Below are 15,951 nucleotides of genomic sequence, written 5' to 3' on the forward strand. Positions count from 1 at the left end.
TTGAACGACGTGCTCCGCGCGCTCCAGGCATTCCTGGGGCCTTCCGTGCGCAAGCCCGTGCTGGAAGGGATGTGCCAGGTAGAACTCGGCCTGTACCTCCAGCAGAGACTGATGCCGGGTAGCCCGGCGGGCAGTGCTTGGGTTCTGTTCAGCGGATACGGGTTCGCGGAGGCGTACGGAGTGCCGCTGCCACCGAACGCCGCGAAGACACTGCGTGTCGCCCGGTACTCGCTGTGGACCCTGCGCAGGAGTCGGGCTTGGCGCGAAGCCCTCGAAAGCTATCAGCGGTTCGACATGAGGGTACGTGGCTACGACGTGTCGGACACCGAGTCCCCGGCTGTCCGCCGCGAGCTGTCCGTCGCGAGCGATCGCTTCCAGGCCTACGAGCAACTGCTGCGAACCGCTCCGCCACTGGCGGGCAAGCGACTGCCGATCGCGGGCCCGGGCCCACACGCCTTTCCCGTCAGTCGCTCCATGGCGGTGGTCGACCTGCCAGTCGTTCCGGACGTCCCCGTCGTAGCCCACGATATGGACATGGAACCGGCCGGGGCCGGTGCGCCTTTGCTCTTCACCAGGAAGGACCTGGAACGTACGGCGGCGGAGATGGACGCCGCGCACGCTCGTGTCGGTAAGGGAAATCCACCGCGTTGGCTGGAGCGGCTCCGGGCCTTCGAGCTGTCCACCAATGAGGACGGCACCTTCCGCAAGGTTCACGACTTCACGTTTACCGTCGACAAGATCCAGCATCTGCTCGGCATCGTGGGCACGGGCAAGAGCACCCTGCGCGACATCATCGCCGTTCACCTCGCGAAACTCGGCAAGCGCACCACCGTGGTGGTCTCCGACGTCGCGGAGGTGCTGAAGCTGGTCGAGTTCTACAACCTCTATACCGAAGGAGCGGCTTCCCCCGTGCTCGGTTCCTCCGGCCGGGAACGGCACGCCCAGCGGCTGCACCGTCGGCTGGCCGGGCGCGGAGAGCACCGATTGCTCGCCCATGACGACCCCGCCTTTGCGTACCTCGGCACCTCTTGCTTGCTCAACGTGAGGAGGCAGGAAGCCACGCCGTCCGCCGAGCCGCTCGCCTTCGGAGAGGCTCCTTGTACCCGGCTGCGACCACCGTCCGACCCACGACGAGGCACGAGAGACGGGCGGGGGCCCGCATGGCAGAAGAATCTGAGAAGTTGCCCTTACTGGTCGGTCTGCCCTCGACACCATGGAGCCCGTACCTTGGCCGGTGCCCATATTTGGGTGGCCACGCCGGCCAGTTTGATCGATTCGTCACCGCCCCGTGCACAGAACGGTGAGCGTATCCGCTACCTCGAACTCGCATGCCGTCGCAGCGACCTTGTGATCGTCGATGAGGCCGACCGCGTCCAGATGCAGTGGGACCAGACCTTCGCGCCTGCGGTAGTTCTCGCCAGTGACGAGGACAAGGGTCTGATCGATGAACTGACTCGGCACAAGATTCGGGAACTCGCGGCGAGCGGACGCACCCAGCTTTCCGAACGGGACGTGGAGATCTTCTCCGCTGCCCTCAACACCGCGGCAACCGCGACGGATCGCTTGTACGCGATGCTCGTCGCCGAGTACGACCTTCGCCGCTGGGTACGGACGGGGTACTTCAGCGCGTGGACGCTCCAACTCGGGCTGCTCGACGAACGCTACCCACTGCCGGAGGACAGCGGACAGGACCACCCGAACCGCGCACCCAGGGAAGCACTGGGCAATCTCCTCGACGCGTTCCGCGACAATCCCTTCGGCGATCGCCTCCGACGGACGGATCAGGACTTCGGCGAACTGACCGGACTTCTCAACGAACTGCTCCACACGGGCAATCCGGAGAACACCCGGCGTCACCTGTCGGATGTCATGGACGACACCTTCGGTATCGACGCGGCGTACATGGCCTCCCGACGACGGGAATACGAAGAAGAACTCGCCGTGTGGCAGCTCAAGGAAGAAGAACGGCAGAAGAAGCGCGGTCGCGAAGGCAGGCCGGGTAAGCCGCCGCAGACCCCCGAGCAGTGGCGAGAAGAACTTGCCAAACGCTTCGAGTTCACACTGTTGCTGAGCGCCCTCGAACCCCGCCTCGCCATGATCAACGCTATGTGGCCCAGGGTGGAGGCTGCCCTCAGCCTGGGCTACAACGAGATGTACCGTCGGCCGCTCGACTACGGACCCATGGTGCCCGAAGCACCCATGGGCAATGTGCTCGGATTCCAGTTCCGAGTCCCTGGCGAGGACGAAGGTGGCGTCCGCAGCGGCGAGTTGACCTTCTTCCGCTGTAGTGGAGTCGGCCGTGAACTGCTGCGCGCCATGCCCCACCTGGCTTCCGTGGACGGCCGGCCCGGTGCCCAGCTGCTGCTCATGTCCGGTAGCAGCTGGGCAGGTGCCTCCAGCCGCTACCACGTCTGTGTCCCGGTGGGCGTGATCATCGAGCCGCCGTTCGAAGTGACCGAGCGCATTGCGGCCGAGAGCGAGATGCGCTTCGAGTTCATCGACGACGGTGACGAGAAACTGCGCCTGTCCGGGACCGATCCGGAGGAGCGTCCCGCAAAGTTGCGTCGTATCGCCACGTACCTCGGTGCGGGAGAGTACGACGCTCTCGACGGTGGTCCGCTGGAGCGGGAACTCCTGTCCCTGCCACCGGGGCGCGACCAGATCCTGCTCCTGGTCGGCAGTTACGCCGAGGCACGCGTCGTGGCCGACACCCTGCACAACCTCAACTCCCGCTGGCGCGACAGCGTGCTGTGTCTTGTCTCGGACGACGAGGAGATCGGTCCGGAGGACGAGGCACCGTCTGCCTACCGTGCCCGGTCGCTACGGCGAGGCGACGTCGAGCACCTCAAAGACCTTGACGCGAACATCCTGGTGGCACCCCTGCTCGCTGTGGAACGTGGCCACAACATTCTCAATGACAACGCCGAGGCCGCGATCGGCACCGTCTACTTCCTGGCCCGGCCCAATCCGCATCCCGATGACCTGTCCCTGGCCGTCCACGCGGTCAACGACTGGATCGTCCGCGCGATCGAAAACGGCGATTTCGACACCTGGGTACGAGGGTGCGCCAGCATAGAGGAGGGCGCGGAAGAAGTCCGGCGTCTTGCCCGCTCGCGCTGGTACCAGGTGCTCGAACGCTCGATGGCATGGAGCCGCCTCGGCGATGAACGGGAGCGGGTCACCTGGGACCTGCTGGTTCTGATGTGGCAGGTGATCGGGCGGCTGGTGCGCGGCGGCGTGCCGGCCCGGGTGGTCTTCATCGACGCCGCTTTCGCTCCGAACCGCGCGGCGACACCACCGCGCGCCGACACACCACAGTCCAGTCTGCTGCACAGCGTGCTCGAAGTGCTGGACCCGTACTTCGACGACGGCACGAAGAAGGCCGAGGAGCAGTTCATCGCCCGCGCGTTGTACGAGCCGCTGCGGCGCATGCTCGCCAGGTTGCTCGCCGAGACTCCTGCTCCGGCCCATCCGCAAGAGCTCTATCCCACCATCTAGGAGAGCCCCTCATGTACCACACCATTCGCGTCACGGCCTATGAACCCGATCCGCTCCACGGACCCTGGCGGGAGGAATTACGCGTCCTGCGGCTCGGCGAGGATGTGCATGCGGAGCTCACCCGGATTCATGCCGAGGCCAACGGTGACACAGGCCGCGTCGACCGGTTGCCCGTACGCCAGCTCAACTCCCTGCTTCAGGCGATGGCACCGGGTGTCGTCGCTACCGGCCGCAACGCGGGAACCGACGGTCGCCTGCCATGGCTCTACGCACGGGAAGCCGTGCCGCCGGACGTCCTTGCTCCGCTGATCGGTACCTGGTCGGCAGGCCTGTTCCGGGAGGGCGACGATTGCGAGGGTGCCGATTTGGAGGAGTCCCTGGCGTCCGAGGACCCGGCTGCCGCTCTGCGGCTCCCCGAATGGGAGACCGAGGCGGTCGACCTGACTGAGACCGTGACATCGCCAGGTGGTACCGCCGAACCCGCCGGACGTCTCTACAGCCTGTTGCCGGAATGGGTCGCCTTTCGGCTGGCCGCCCGGCCGTTCCGTACACGCGGTACAACGCTCCAATTCCGCGTGGAGAGCTCGGGGAACGGAGCGCGTCTTGTCTCCTGGCCGCCCCAGCGGTACGAACACCGCAAGCAGACCTGGTACTACTCGGCGTGCTTGAACATCACTGTCCACACAGTGCCGTTCGCCCCTCAGTTCCGCGTTCATGTGTCCACCCAGGTGCGCCGGTGGGCCACACGGCTGGACGTACGTCCCTATCAGCTCGGCGGGGCGACAGTTCTGCTCGATGCCCCGCTGCCGTGGCCGGAGGGACCGGATCGAGGCTACCGGCTGACATCGAACACCCTCAGTTATGACCGGGGTCGAAAGGAACTTGGCTGGCGCCGCCACAGCCCCGCACTATTGCTGCCCGAACTGGACATCGTGCGTGGTTACCCGGAACCTGCGGAACTCTTCACTCACCCGGAACGCTGGATCAACGGATGCCGCGACGTGGCCGCCGGCATTGTCTACCACCCGTCGGTCGGTCCGCACGCGGTAGGACCCGGGTTGATGCCACGAGAGCGGGCAGACCTGAACGCATGGGTGGAGGAAGGGCTGCGTCCGGTGCTGCGCCGGGTCACCGATCTCAAGCGGGTGACTCGACGCAACACCCCGTCGCTGCTGCCTCGTTCGGGTACCCAGGGTGAGCCCGGTGTTCGAGACGCACAGATGGCTCTGCTACGCCGCGAGGCACTGGCGCGCACTCTGAACGGCCGCCCTTTGGAAGTCGAGGTCTTCTGGCAGTCTCCGGAGACCCGCGCCGCACTCTTGTCGGAATTGCCCAAGCTCATCGGGTTCCCTGCGGGTGAGAGGGTGGGCCCGAGTACCGACGATATCTGGCAGTGGCGAGACGACGGTATCGAGATCCGCGTGCACGCCCGACCCGCCGGACCCTTGGCCGAGGCTCTGCCCGTCTCTCGGGACCGCAGGCGTTCCAGGGCTGTCCGACTCGCGGAGGCGGTCGAGGGGCGCTGCGACATCGTGGCGGACCGGATGGGCTCGCCGCTCGGCGACGTCGGTGTCGTCATCGCGGAAATCGCCGGTAAGGAGCGTTTCGCCGCCGTCCCGGATTCCGATCCCAAACACGCGTTGCGCATCGCCTGGGCGCGACTGGGGTGGCTCAGCCAGTTCGTGAACCCGTCCGATGACGCCGCAAATGCCTTGGAGCACCGTGCTCGGTGGACGTGGCTGGACGCGTTCAGGCAACTCGGTGCGATCAGCCCTCCCGCTCACAGGGTGGGAGCCGGAATCCCGGGTGATCTTCAGTACGCGGCGCTCTGGCTGGTCCGGCATACCAGGAAGGGCCCCACCCGTTGTCCTGTCCGCCATCTCGTCGCGGTACGGGTCCGCCCCGGAGACGGACCCGACGCCATCGAGGGGTGGGACGCAGAGCGTTCCGAGTGGCTGCCGTACCCGCAGCTGTTGTTGTTGCTCTCCAAGACCCCCGCGCTGGCAGCGGAAACTGTGGGCCCGGCGGGGCGGCATGACGACGCGACCCCCGGGAAAGAGCGTCGGTCTACCGGCTACGTGGGTGTGCGGCAGCGTCAACAGCTAGAGATTGAGAGGCAGATTCGGGCCTTGCTCTTTCAACTCCGCGACCGCCCGACGCTGTTGCTGGTGGACGCGGCGAATCTGCGTCAGTGCTGGCCGCGGCTGCGCAACGGTTCGTTGGCCCGTGACATGCTCGGCTTCGGCATGGAGCCCGACCAGCGCCTCACGGGCTATGGGAACGATCTGCGGATGGTGCTCGTACGGGATGCGAACGCGCGGGAGGAGGTGGCGGAATGGTACGCCCATGACGGAAAGGAGAAGATCGGCTTTGCCGAAGGCGTGTGGGGGACGTCTGAGGAGGAGAGCCGAGTGTTCGCCAGTACGACTCCCACCCCGCATACGGCGGCGAAACTCCCCAAGGGACTCATGAAGCTGGTGCCGACGGCGACGGGCCGGACCGCTCCCGGAAAGACCGCCTGGAACCCGGGACAACTTGAGGTGACCGTGCTCGGCTGTCTCTCGGAAAAGGCACTGGCGGACTCGGGGCGCGAAGGTGACCCGCCGGACCAGCCGGCCGAGTGGGCGACGCTGACGCATCAACTGCGCTATCACGATGACTATCCTCCACTCGCCCGCCCGCTCCCGCTGCACCTGGCGCGCCTCGCAGGCGAGTACGTGCTTCCCACCGTGCAGGGGAAGGAGACCCACGGAACGGCATCCGATCCTGGCCAGCCGCCGGTATGCGCAGATGCGGGCGCCCGGACGGAATCCGCCGCCCGCTCCTTTTCTGCGACAGGTGAGGGCGACGCGGGCCACGCGACGAGCGTGCATTCTGATGCCGTGGCGTGAACCGGGCTTCGCCCGAACGCGACGCTGACACAGGTACCACCGATGGTCGTGCGTGGGTCCACCCGACCATCGGTCCCCGAACCATCGGTACGGATCTGAGGGCAGGACCGCGACCGTGCCCAGTAAGTGGAAAGTGCCCTCTGCCTGGATCGGTTGAACTCTTCGTCCCCGGCCAGAAGGCACTCGCTTCCACAGCCGTCGTCCCCAACGAGTCGGCGGGGGCTGGCCCAGTGACGGTCAGTCAGTCCGGCCGATTAGCCGGTCCCCGCTCGCGTCGGGTTCCGCTCAGGTGCGGTACGCGTAGTACGCCGCGTTCGGGTACGACGCGATGAGGCTGGCCACCGACCTGTTGTACGTGTTGGTGGAGTGGTACGTGAGGTACGGGACGCCCTGGGCCGTGCGGTTGGTGACGATCATGGAGTGGTCCTTGGACCCGTCCTTGTCGAAGTCCAGTTGCAGCACGTCGCCGATGTCCATCTGGTAGACGTTGGCGAGGCTGGTGGCCCGCTTCGAGGAGAGGGCGAACCAGGAGAACTCGTTCACGCCGACGAAGGAGTCCGACTGGATCTCGGAGTTGCCGAACCACTTGGTGAAGTCGTTCGTGTAGCCCGGGACATGGACCCAGCCGCCCGCCTTCAGGGCCTGGCTGACGAAGTTGGTGCAGTCGCCGCCGGCCCCCGCGCCGTTGAAGTCGGGGTAGGCCGCGTTGTACGTGCTCCAGTACTTGGTCGCGTAGGCCACCATCGCCTTGTAGTCGTAGCCGGAGGCGGTCAGGCTCTTCGGCTTGGCCGGTGCGGGCAGCGTGGTCGCCGAGCGGGTCGCCGAGGGCGGGTCGGCGGCAGCGGCGGCCGCGACCGCGACGGACGGCGCGGCCACCTGGTTCACCGCGAGGTAGCCGTCGTCGGTGTCCCGGACGCCGGTGAGCTGCCAGGTGCCCTGCCGGTCGGCGCGGAAGGTCAGTTCGTGGTGCGCCTGGAACCCGGTGGTCCTCGGCGCGGTGCCCTCGGCCTTCGCGTAGGTGAGGGTCGTGGTCTCGGTGACGGCGACCGTGGCCTGCCGGCCCTTCACGCGGGTGGCGTTCAGGGCGACGGCGGTGTCGGCCGCGCTGTACTTCTCACCGAGCTTGGCCAACCGGGCCTTGCGGGCGCCCAGTTGACCGAGGGTCGCGCTCTCCTCGCGGGACTGCGTGCCCGACAGCCGCACCTGGCCGGTGAAGCGGGAGGTGCGCTGCCTGGCCTGCTTGTCGGCCGTGCCCGACGCCGGGCTCACCAGGGCCTGTGTGCGGTCGGCGAAGACCGCGTCGGCCAGCCGCTGGAACGTGGCCTTCGTGCCGGCGTCCACCGTCGGGTCGTCGACGACGGCCGCGCCCGCGCTCCAGCTGGGCAGCGCGACACCGGCGACCACCGAGGACGCGGCCACCGTGATCATGACGGCACGGCGTTGCCGACGGCCTATTTTCCTTGATCTCAACGAGATTCCCTTCTCTGTCCTTACGCAACGGCGGTGGCATCTTCGCACAGGTTGTGTGCGCGGTGTGAAGAGTGGTCCGGTGCCCGAACTACCGTGATTCCAGGCTCACTTGACCACCGTGGACCAGTCGGGGGACTGGGCCGGGTCGAGGTCGCGCAGCCGCTGGAGCGTCTCGGGCCGCTGCACGTCGAGCCAGTCGGCCAGCTCCTTGAAGGACACGCACTGGACGCCCTTCTTGCCGCAGATGTTCCGCACCACCTGGTCGATGGCCTTCATGTAGATGCCGCCGTTCCAGTCCTCGAAGTGGTTGCCGATGAACAGCGGGGCCCGGCTGCCGTAGTAGACGCGGTCGAAACCGGCCATGTAGGAGGCGACGGTCTCCTCCTCCCAGTCGGGGTATTTGGCCGGATCGCCCTGGGTCTCGCCCTCGGACTGGTTGTAGAGGAAGTTGAAGTCCATCGACAGGCTCTGATACTTCCCGCCGGGATAGGGAAGCATCTGAAGCGGAAAGTCCCAGATGCCGTTCTTCTTGGACGGCCATATCTGGAAGTCGCCCGGCGAACTGGCGTCGTAGCGCCAGTTGTAGTCCTTGATGGCCTTCAGCAGATTCGGCTGGCCCTCAAGGCAGGGGGCGCGGCCGCCCACCACCTGCTTGCGGACGTCGAACGGCAGGGCGGGCAGATCCTTGTAGCCGGTGTTCGTCTTCCACTTCTCCACGAACGCGTAGAACTGGTCGATCTCGCTCTTCCACTCCTTGACGCTCCAGTCGCCGCCGCCCTTGGCGTCGCAGAAGTGGCCGTTGAAGTGGGTGCCGATCTCGTCGCCGTCCTCGTAGGCCGCGGCGAGTTGGGTGAGGGTGGTGCGGATGTGCTCGTCGGTGGGATAGCTGATCGCGGCGGAGCCCGGGGCGTGCTGGGGCGGGTGGTAGAGGTCCTTCCTGCTCTTGGGCAGCAGATAGATGCCGGTGAGGAAGAACGTCATATGGGCGTCGTACTCGCGGGCCAACTCCCGGTAGTGCGAGAAGAGTTGGTCGTCGCCCTGGAGTGCGCCGTCCCAGGAGAAGACGACGAACTGCGGTGGTTTCTCACCCGGCTTGAGCGGCACCGCCTTCAACTGCCCTTTCTGTGGGCCGGTGTAGGAGGTCGACCCGTCCCCGAGCACCTTGGTCCTGCCGTCCCACGCGGGTTCCTTCGTGGCGCGGGCCGCGTTCTGGCCGGTGTCCTTGGCCGAGGAGGCGGCCAGCTCGGTGCCGCCCCGCCCGCCGAACGCCAGATAGGCGCCGACCCCCGAGCAGACGACCAGGAAGGCCGCCGCGAGCGCCAGGAACCGGGCGGGGACGGCACGGCGGAACGAGGACGCCTTACGGCGGCGGCGACCGGAGGTCGGCTTCATACGCGGCTCAAATCTGCGAGGGGGGTTCCAGTGCGGGCACGGGTACGGGGACCGGGGGCACCGGTCAGCCCAGGGGGCTCATGGCGCCCGCCCAGATCGTGTACGGGACGCTGTCGTCGGCGGTTCCCGCGAGCCCGTCCAGCGGCAGCGGCTCCAGGCTCTTGGCCAGGTCCATGCGGTAGACGACCACCGCCGTCGACACGGCGCGGGCCGAACCGACGTACCAGGAAGCGGTGTCGTCGGCCGTGGTCCCGGCCTTGCCCGCCACCGCGGCCCCGGCGGGCGCCGCGTCCGGATGCGCCGTGCGGAAGGCGTCCGTGAGGGCCTGCGTGACGTTCTCGGCCACCCGGGCGCCGAACGCGCGACGGCTGTCCGGGCGGGCCAGCCGCACCGCCGAACCGTTCTTGGTGACGCGGCTCACGGAGTACGGCTCGGTGTGCCGGCCCGCCGCGTCGAACGTGGCGTAACCGCTGGCCATGCGGATCGCGCTCGGCGTGGAACTGCCCAGCGAGAGGGCGGGCACCTGCGGCCCCATGCTGGTGGCGAGCAGCCCGGCCGCCTGCGCCGTCTGCTTCACCTTGTCCAGGCCCGCGTCCATCCCCAGCTGCATGAACGGCGTGTTCACCGACTTCGCGAGCGCCTCACGCAGGGTCAGTCGGCCCCAGGAGGTGCGGCCGTCGTTGTGCGCGGCGACCTTCTTGCCGTTGCGATCCCAGTAGGGGCCCTCCGGCGTGGTGACGGGCACGGCGTCGTCGCCGTCGTAGAGGGACTGTGGGGTGACCGGCTCGCGGGGCGCGTCCCGCTCCTTGAGGGCGCCGTGTTCCAGACCGGCCGCGTACACGAACGGCAGGAAGGCCGAACCGGCCGCCACCGTCGTGGAGTTGGACTCGTTGTAGCCCTGCTTGCGGTGGTCGGGGCCGCCGTGGACGGCGAGAATGCGGCCGTCGTCGGCGACCGACGCGGCGCCGTAGTGGGCCGTGGCCTTCGCCTTCGGGTCGCTCTCGCGGGCCTTGTCGCGTTCCTTGGCCACCACGGCGTCGAGGGCCGCCTCCCGCTTGCGGTCGAACGTCGTGTAGATCTGGTAGCCGCCCAGGTCGAACTGTCGGGCCGAGATGTGGCCGGCCTTCTGGGCGTACTGGGAGGCGAGTTCCACCAGGTAGTCGCTCTGCTCGCCGGTGTCCCACAGCGGGTTGCGCTTGAGCGGCTCCGGGAAGGTCCGGTACGTGGCCCGCTCGGACGCCGACAGCTTGCCGTACTTCACCATCCGGTCCAAGATCCAGTTCCAGCGCTCCACGGCCCGCTTGTGGTTGGCGGCGCTCAGCGTCGAGTCGTACAGCCCGGCGCCCTTGAGCAGCGAGGCGAGGAACGCGGCCTGGCCGGCGTCGAGTTCGTTGACGTCCTTGCCGTAGTACGCCTGCGCGGCCCGTTGGATGCCGTAGGTGCCGCGGCCGAACCAGCTGGTGTTGAGGTACCCCTCCAGGATCGTGTCCTTGCTCATCTGGTTGTCGAGCTTGAGCGAGATCATCGCCTCGGTGAACTTGCGGCTGAGGGTCTGGTTCTGGTTCAGGTAGACGTTCTTGACGTACTGCTGGGTGATGGTCGAGCCGCCCTGGGTGTCACCCTGGCCGACCGTCCGCCACAGGGCGCGGGTGAGGCCCGTGAGAGAGACGCCGGGGTCGCTGTAGAAGCTCTCGTTCTCGGCCAGCAGCACGGCCCAACGGACGTCCTCGGGAATGTCCTTGAGCGGCATCGCCTGCCGCTGCACCCACCCGGTGCGGGCCATCGGCGTCCCGTCGGACCAGAAGTACACGTTGTCCTGCTGGGTGGCGTACGCGTTGAGGTTGCGCGGCACGTCGGTGACGGCGTAGGCGACGGTCAGGAACAGCCCGGTCAGACTGACGCCCGCCACGGTGGCCCCGAGCCACTGCCGCCCGGAGGGTATCCAACGGCGCCAGTCCGCACGGCCGGGACGCGGGTACCGGGGCCTGAACCGCCGTACGTACGGCGTCAGTCGGGCGCCGAGCGCGGCCAGCGAGGTCCCGGCGCGGACCCGGGCGGACGGTGGCCGGGCCGCCTTGCGCCGGTCGGCCCGCCCACCCGACGGCTTCAGCCGCAGAATCCGCAACGCCATGGTCTGGTCGGTGGGTTGAGGCGGCGGGACCTTCAACTGCATCGTCTGGTCGGCGAGTTGGGGCGGCGGCGCCTTCAACTGCATCGTCAGCTCGGGGTCCATCCGTGCCGGTGCCTGGTCGGCGTCCGGGTCGGTGGCGCGCGGCGCTCCGGGGGAGGTCCGCCGACGGTCCGGGGGGCCCTCGCTCTCCTCGGGGCCGTCCGATTCCCGCCCTGCCTCTGTCACTGCGTCTCCCCTCCGCACGGCGCGTGCCTCGGGCGGGTCGACGTAGCTGACGTGGACATGACTGACGTCCCCCTTCTCCCCACCGGCCACCCCCACGGCCTCGCGACGATACAAAAGTATCAGCGATCTTTTCGAAATCTCCATCAGGGAGGCAGGGCAAAAGCGACCAGAACTAACCATAAAAACGCGACGAGTTGACCGGAGAAGTGTGAGAAATGTGTGAGGCCGGTGTCTTTTACCGACTATTACCGGGGCGAATCCGGATGCTTCGAAAAAGCGCCGATCCCTTCCTCGCAGTTCCGTGGCCGAGGGGAGGAGAGGGGTCAATTCAGGCCAACTGCCGCGTCGGCAGCCGGGTGGCCGGGTCGGTGAGGCCGTCCATCAACGCGGCGGCCCAGCAGCAGTGATCGTGGCCGCCGGTGTACACGTGCAGCGCGGAGTCGAAACCCCGGGCCGTCATGAGCGCGTGCAGCCGGTGCAGATCGTCGGTCATCGGGCCCTCGCGGGAGCCGACGTCCATGCGGACGGTGACGTCACCGACGGGGGCCGTGGCGGCCTGCTCGTACAGCCAGGTGTCGCCGTCGGAGGCGATCGTCCGGGGGCGGGCGGTCATGCCGGGGCGCCACCAGGTCGAGGGGGAGTGGGCGAGGACCGTGCCGAACGCGTCCGGCCTGCGCAACGCCGTCGCCAGCGCCGTCAGGCCCCCCAGGCTCTGTCCGCACAGCACCGTGTGCCGGGCCGTCGTGCGGCCGGGCAGGTCGGCGGCCACGGCGGGCAGCAGCGCGTCGCAGAGCAGGTCGATGAAGGCGGGGTCGGCGCCGAGCTGACGCATCCGGGCCCCGGGGTCGGGGCTCGCCTCGACGCCGATGACGGCCAGCGGCGGGATGCGGCCCGCCGCCACGGCCGCGGTGAGGGCGCCGGTGACCTGGAAGCGGTCGAACCACTTCTCGCCGTCGAGCAGGACGAGCAGGCCCAGTTCGGCGTCCGGCGCGTCGGTGACCGGCACGAACCGGCGGACACGGCAGCCGCTCACGCCGTCGCCGGGGAGGCCGAAGGTGTCGGTCCGCCCGGCTCGGGCCGGTGCCGGAACGCCGCGCCACTCCGCCAGTGACGGGGCGCCGTCCAGCTCGATCAGCGAGCCGAACGGGCCTTCCGCGTGCGGGTTGAGCGGGTCCACCCGGTCGTCGGGCAGCCCGCGCGCCGAGCCGGAGCGGGGGCCGTCCGCGCCCAGGTGCGGATCGTCCGGGCCGAACGGATAAACGCGGTAGCCGCAGCGCAGCCCGAGCGGGAGCCGCAGGCTGACGAACCACACGTCGGTCCCCGCCAGGCGGCGCATCATGCCCCGCGCCGCGTGGTGTTTGTCGGTGACGCGGTTGGCCATCACATAGACGCCCGCCACGGGCCGGTCCTGGCGCCAGACGACCGTCACGAGACGTTCCCGAGCGGCCCCCGCGACCGGCTCGATCAACGGCGTTCCGGTGTCGGCCAGTTCCCGCCAGAAACGGTCGACGGCGGCGTTCCCCTCCGCCGTCCACGCGTCGAACAGCCGCCGCAGCCGCGGACTCTCGATGTCGTCGGCCGTGGTCACGTGGGTCATGGTGGCGTCGCCCTTTCGGAGCATCGCGGGACGGGGGACAGAGGGGCGGGGGGCAGGGGGCGAGGGGATGGGGAGGCCGACCCGGCGACCGGCCTCGGGGGAGTGGCGAGCCGCGTGACGCTGCCCACGGAGTCGAGGGTCGCGTCGACGGTCACCCCGGTGAGGGTTCTTGGCAGTCGCAACCACTCGGCGTCGTTGGCGAGCCGGGAGCCGGATGGCGAGAACGGTCCGCTTCGGACGCCCCGGGGTGTGCCCACGGTCAACGGCAGTGCCACCGCCGTGACCAGCGGGAACGGCCCCAGGAGTAGGGCGGCGGGGTGGGGCGGGCGAGGGTGGGGGTGGCCGAAGTTCGCTGTGTTCTTTCCAGCCGGGTTGGCGTTTTTCTGGACATGTAATGAGGTTAGGCTAACCTAATAACGCCTGCTGACAACTCTGTTGACAACCCTGGTCGCCGGAGGAAGAGGAGACATGACCGTCCAGTCGCCGTGCCCGCCGCCCGGGCCACCGTCCTGCGGGAACCACGGCCGCTCCGAGCCGTCGGGCCCCGCGTCGAGAGGCTCCCGGAACACCGGGCCACCACCCCCGTCGACGCCCGGGGTGTCCGGCTCCCCACGGCTTCCCGGCCCGTGAGATCCCGCACCCGGTCCGCCCGGCGGCCCCTCGCCGCGTCCCCCACCACGGGCTCCACCGGGACTTTCTGACCGACCACCGCCACCCCGCCGGTTCCCCACCCGGCCCGTTCCCCTTCCGTCCGAGGCGCGTTCGACGGCGGGCACGACCTCCCGTGCCGTCCCGCCGCGCTTCGCGACGCCCCGGTCCGTCCGCACAGCCCCCCACCGACGCCCCGCACCCCCGCTCACCCCACTCCGCTCACCCCGCCCCGCTCTCCCCACTCCCCAAGGAGCACCACGCACATGTCCACCCCCCGACCCTCCCGCCGCGCGGCGCTGCTCCCCGGTGCCGTGCTGACGGGAGCCCTGCTCCTGAGCGCCTGTGGCAGCGGCGGCGACAGCGACCCGGCCGGCACCCGGCAGACGGCGACGGCCACGACCCACCGCATCACCGACGCCGAGGGCCGCAAGGTCGACGTCCCCAGCACCCCGAAGCGGATCGTCGCGCTGAGCGAACCGACCCTCGACGCGGCCCTCGCACTCGGCATCGAACCGGTCGGCGCCACCGCGGGGCGCGGCCAGCGAGGAGTGTCGACGTACCTCGCGGGCAAGGCCGCCAAGACCCAGGTCGTGGCCACCGTCGCCGCGGCCGACCTGGAGCGGGTCGCCGCGCTGCACCCCGATCTGATCCTGCTCGACGAGACCACCGGCGCCAAGAAGAACGTCGCCGGGCTCCAGAAGATAGCCCCGACCGTCGTCACCGCGAAGCTCAACGAGGACTGGCGGACGGCGTTCACCGACACCGCCGACGCCCTCGGCCGGAAGTCCGCCGCCCAGCAGTGGCTGACCGGCTTCGACACCCGGGTGGCCGGCGTGAAGAAGGGGCTCGGCGCGGCCGCCGGGCAGTCCGTCTCCGTCGTCCGCTGGCAGGGCGGCGCCCCCTCCGTCGTCGGCCGGGGCGACGGCGTGGTCGGCTCCACCCTCACGGCACTCGGCCTGCACCGGCCCGCCGCCCAGCAGGGCACCGGCAGCGGGCACAGCGAACCGGTCTCCCTGGAGAAGCTCGACACCATCGACGCCGACTGGCTCTTCTTCGGCACCCTCGGCAGCCGCGCCGACGGCGAGAGGGCCTACGCCCAGGCCCGGAACGTCACCAACTTCAACAGGCTGACGGCACAGAAGGAGGGCCACGTCGTAGTGGTCCAGGGCTCCGCGTGGAACAGCGCCGGCGGCCCGCTCGCCGCCCGGATCGTCCTCGACGACGTTGAGAAGGCGCTGGTCAAGTGATGTCCGGGCAGCCGAACGCCACCCCCGCAGGGGAACTGACAGGCCGTCTCGCCCTCGTCACCGGGGCGGGCCGGGGCATCGGGGAGGCGGTGGTCGGGGCGCTCGCCGGACGCGGCGCCCGGGTCCTGGCCACCGATCTCGACGCCGCCTCGGTCGCGCGGGTCGCGGCACGCTACGCCGACGGCCGGGTCGTCGCCCGCCCGCTCGACGTCACCGACGCCAGGGCCGTCGAGACGCTCGTCGCCGACGCCGAACAGAGCCTCGGCGCCCTCGACATCGCCGTCAACGTGGCCGGTGTGCTGCGCGGCGGTTCCGTCGCCGAGACCACCGACGACGACTGGGCCGCCACCTTCGCGGTCAACACCGACGGCGTCTTCCACGTCTCGCGCGCGGTCGCGGGCCGGATGAGCGGCCGAGGCGACGGCAGCATCGTCACCGTCGCCTCCAACGCGGCCGGCGTCCCCCGCGCGGGGATGGCCGCGTACGCCGCGTCGAAGGCGGCCACCGTGATGTTCACCAAATGCCTCGGCCTGGAGGTCGCCGCGCACGGCGTGCGCTGCAACACCGTCTGCCCCGGCTCCACCCTCACCGACATGCAGCGCGGCATGTGGGAGTCGTCCGGGGAACAGGACCTGGAAGCGGCCGCGCGCCGCGTCGTCGAGGGCGACCTCGCCACCTACCGCACCGGCATCCCGCTCGGTCGCATCGCCGACCCCGCCGATGTCGCGGAGGCCGTCGCCTTCCTCGTCTCCGACCGCGCCCGGCACATCACCCTGCACGACCTGTACGTCGACGGCGGCGCCACCCTGCGGCCCTGACCCGCGCCGCGCCCCGGACCGCTCACCCCGG

8 protein-coding genes are annotated in these 15,951 nt (G+C 69.3%); 4 read left to right on the forward strand and 4 right to left on the reverse strand.

Translation table 11 applies throughout. The features are described 5' to 3' along the window. Positions 1–9 precede the first annotated feature (9 nt). Positions 10–3,498: a hypothetical protein gene (locus ACIQOU_RS04635; protein WP_401534639.1), complete on the forward strand. Its 3,489-nt coding sequence runs from the start codon at positions 10–12 to the stop codon at positions 3,496–3,498. A gap of 11 nt (positions 3,499–3,509) precedes the next feature. Beyond that, a complete protein-coding gene (locus tag ACIQOU_RS04640) occupies positions 3,510–6,389 on the forward strand; it encodes a pPIWI_RE module domain-containing protein (RefSeq protein WP_401533844.1) in 2,880 nt (959 codons plus the stop codon). 285 nt (positions 6,390–6,674) lie between these two features. On the opposite strand, the gene ACIQOU_RS04645 is transcribed toward ACIQOU_RS04640, so the two are convergent. The 4 genes from ACIQOU_RS04645 to ACIQOU_RS04660 all read right to left on the reverse strand — a co-directional run bounded on the left by ACIQOU_RS04645 (position 6,675) and on the right by ACIQOU_RS04660 (position 13,204). Beyond that, positions 6,675–7,817 carry an amidase domain-containing protein gene (locus tag ACIQOU_RS04645; RefSeq protein ID WP_401533845.1) on the reverse strand — a complete coding sequence of 381 codons (1,143 nt, stop codon included), beginning with the start codon at positions 7,815–7,817 and terminating at the stop codon, positions 6,675–6,677. Positions 7,818–7,964: 147 nt separating this feature from the next. Beyond that, positions 7,965–9,251: a hypothetical protein gene (locus ACIQOU_RS04650; protein ID WP_401533846.1), complete on the reverse strand. Its 1,287-nt coding sequence runs from the start codon at positions 9,249–9,251 to the stop codon at positions 7,965–7,967. Between the two features lie 64 nt (positions 9,252–9,315). Then, complete coding sequence (locus ACIQOU_RS04655) at positions 9,316–11,424, reverse strand: transglycosylase domain-containing protein (RefSeq protein WP_401534641.1); 2,109 nt, start codon at positions 11,422–11,424, stop codon at positions 9,316–9,318. A gap of 511 nt (positions 11,425–11,935) precedes the next feature. Next, the gene (locus tag ACIQOU_RS04660; protein WP_401533848.1) at positions 11,936–13,204 is read right to left on the reverse strand and encodes an alpha/beta hydrolase-fold protein; all 1,269 of its coding nucleotides are present in this window, start codon (positions 13,202–13,204) and stop codon (positions 11,936–11,938) included. A 914-nt stretch (positions 13,205–14,118) separates the two neighbouring features. Here ACIQOU_RS04660 and ACIQOU_RS04665 point away from each other — a divergent pair. Further along, the gene (locus ACIQOU_RS04665) at positions 14,119–15,102 is read left to right on the forward strand and encodes an ABC transporter substrate-binding protein (RefSeq protein ID WP_401533850.1); all 984 of its coding nucleotides are present in this window, start codon (positions 14,119–14,121) and stop codon (positions 15,100–15,102) included. Further along, positions 15,102–15,920, forward strand: coding sequence for a 2,3-dihydro-2,3-dihydroxybenzoate dehydrogenase (locus tag ACIQOU_RS04670; protein WP_401533851.1), 819 nt, complete (start codon positions 15,102–15,104; stop codon positions 15,918–15,920). Before ACIQOU_RS04665 ends, ACIQOU_RS04670 begins: the two co-directional genes overlap by 1 nt. Positions 15,921–15,951: the final 31 nt, after the last annotated feature.

It is taken from the genome of Streptomyces sp. NPDC091279 (assembly GCF_044757465.1).
Lineage (GTDB): Bacteria > Actinomycetota > Actinomycetes > Streptomycetales > Streptomycetaceae > Streptomyces.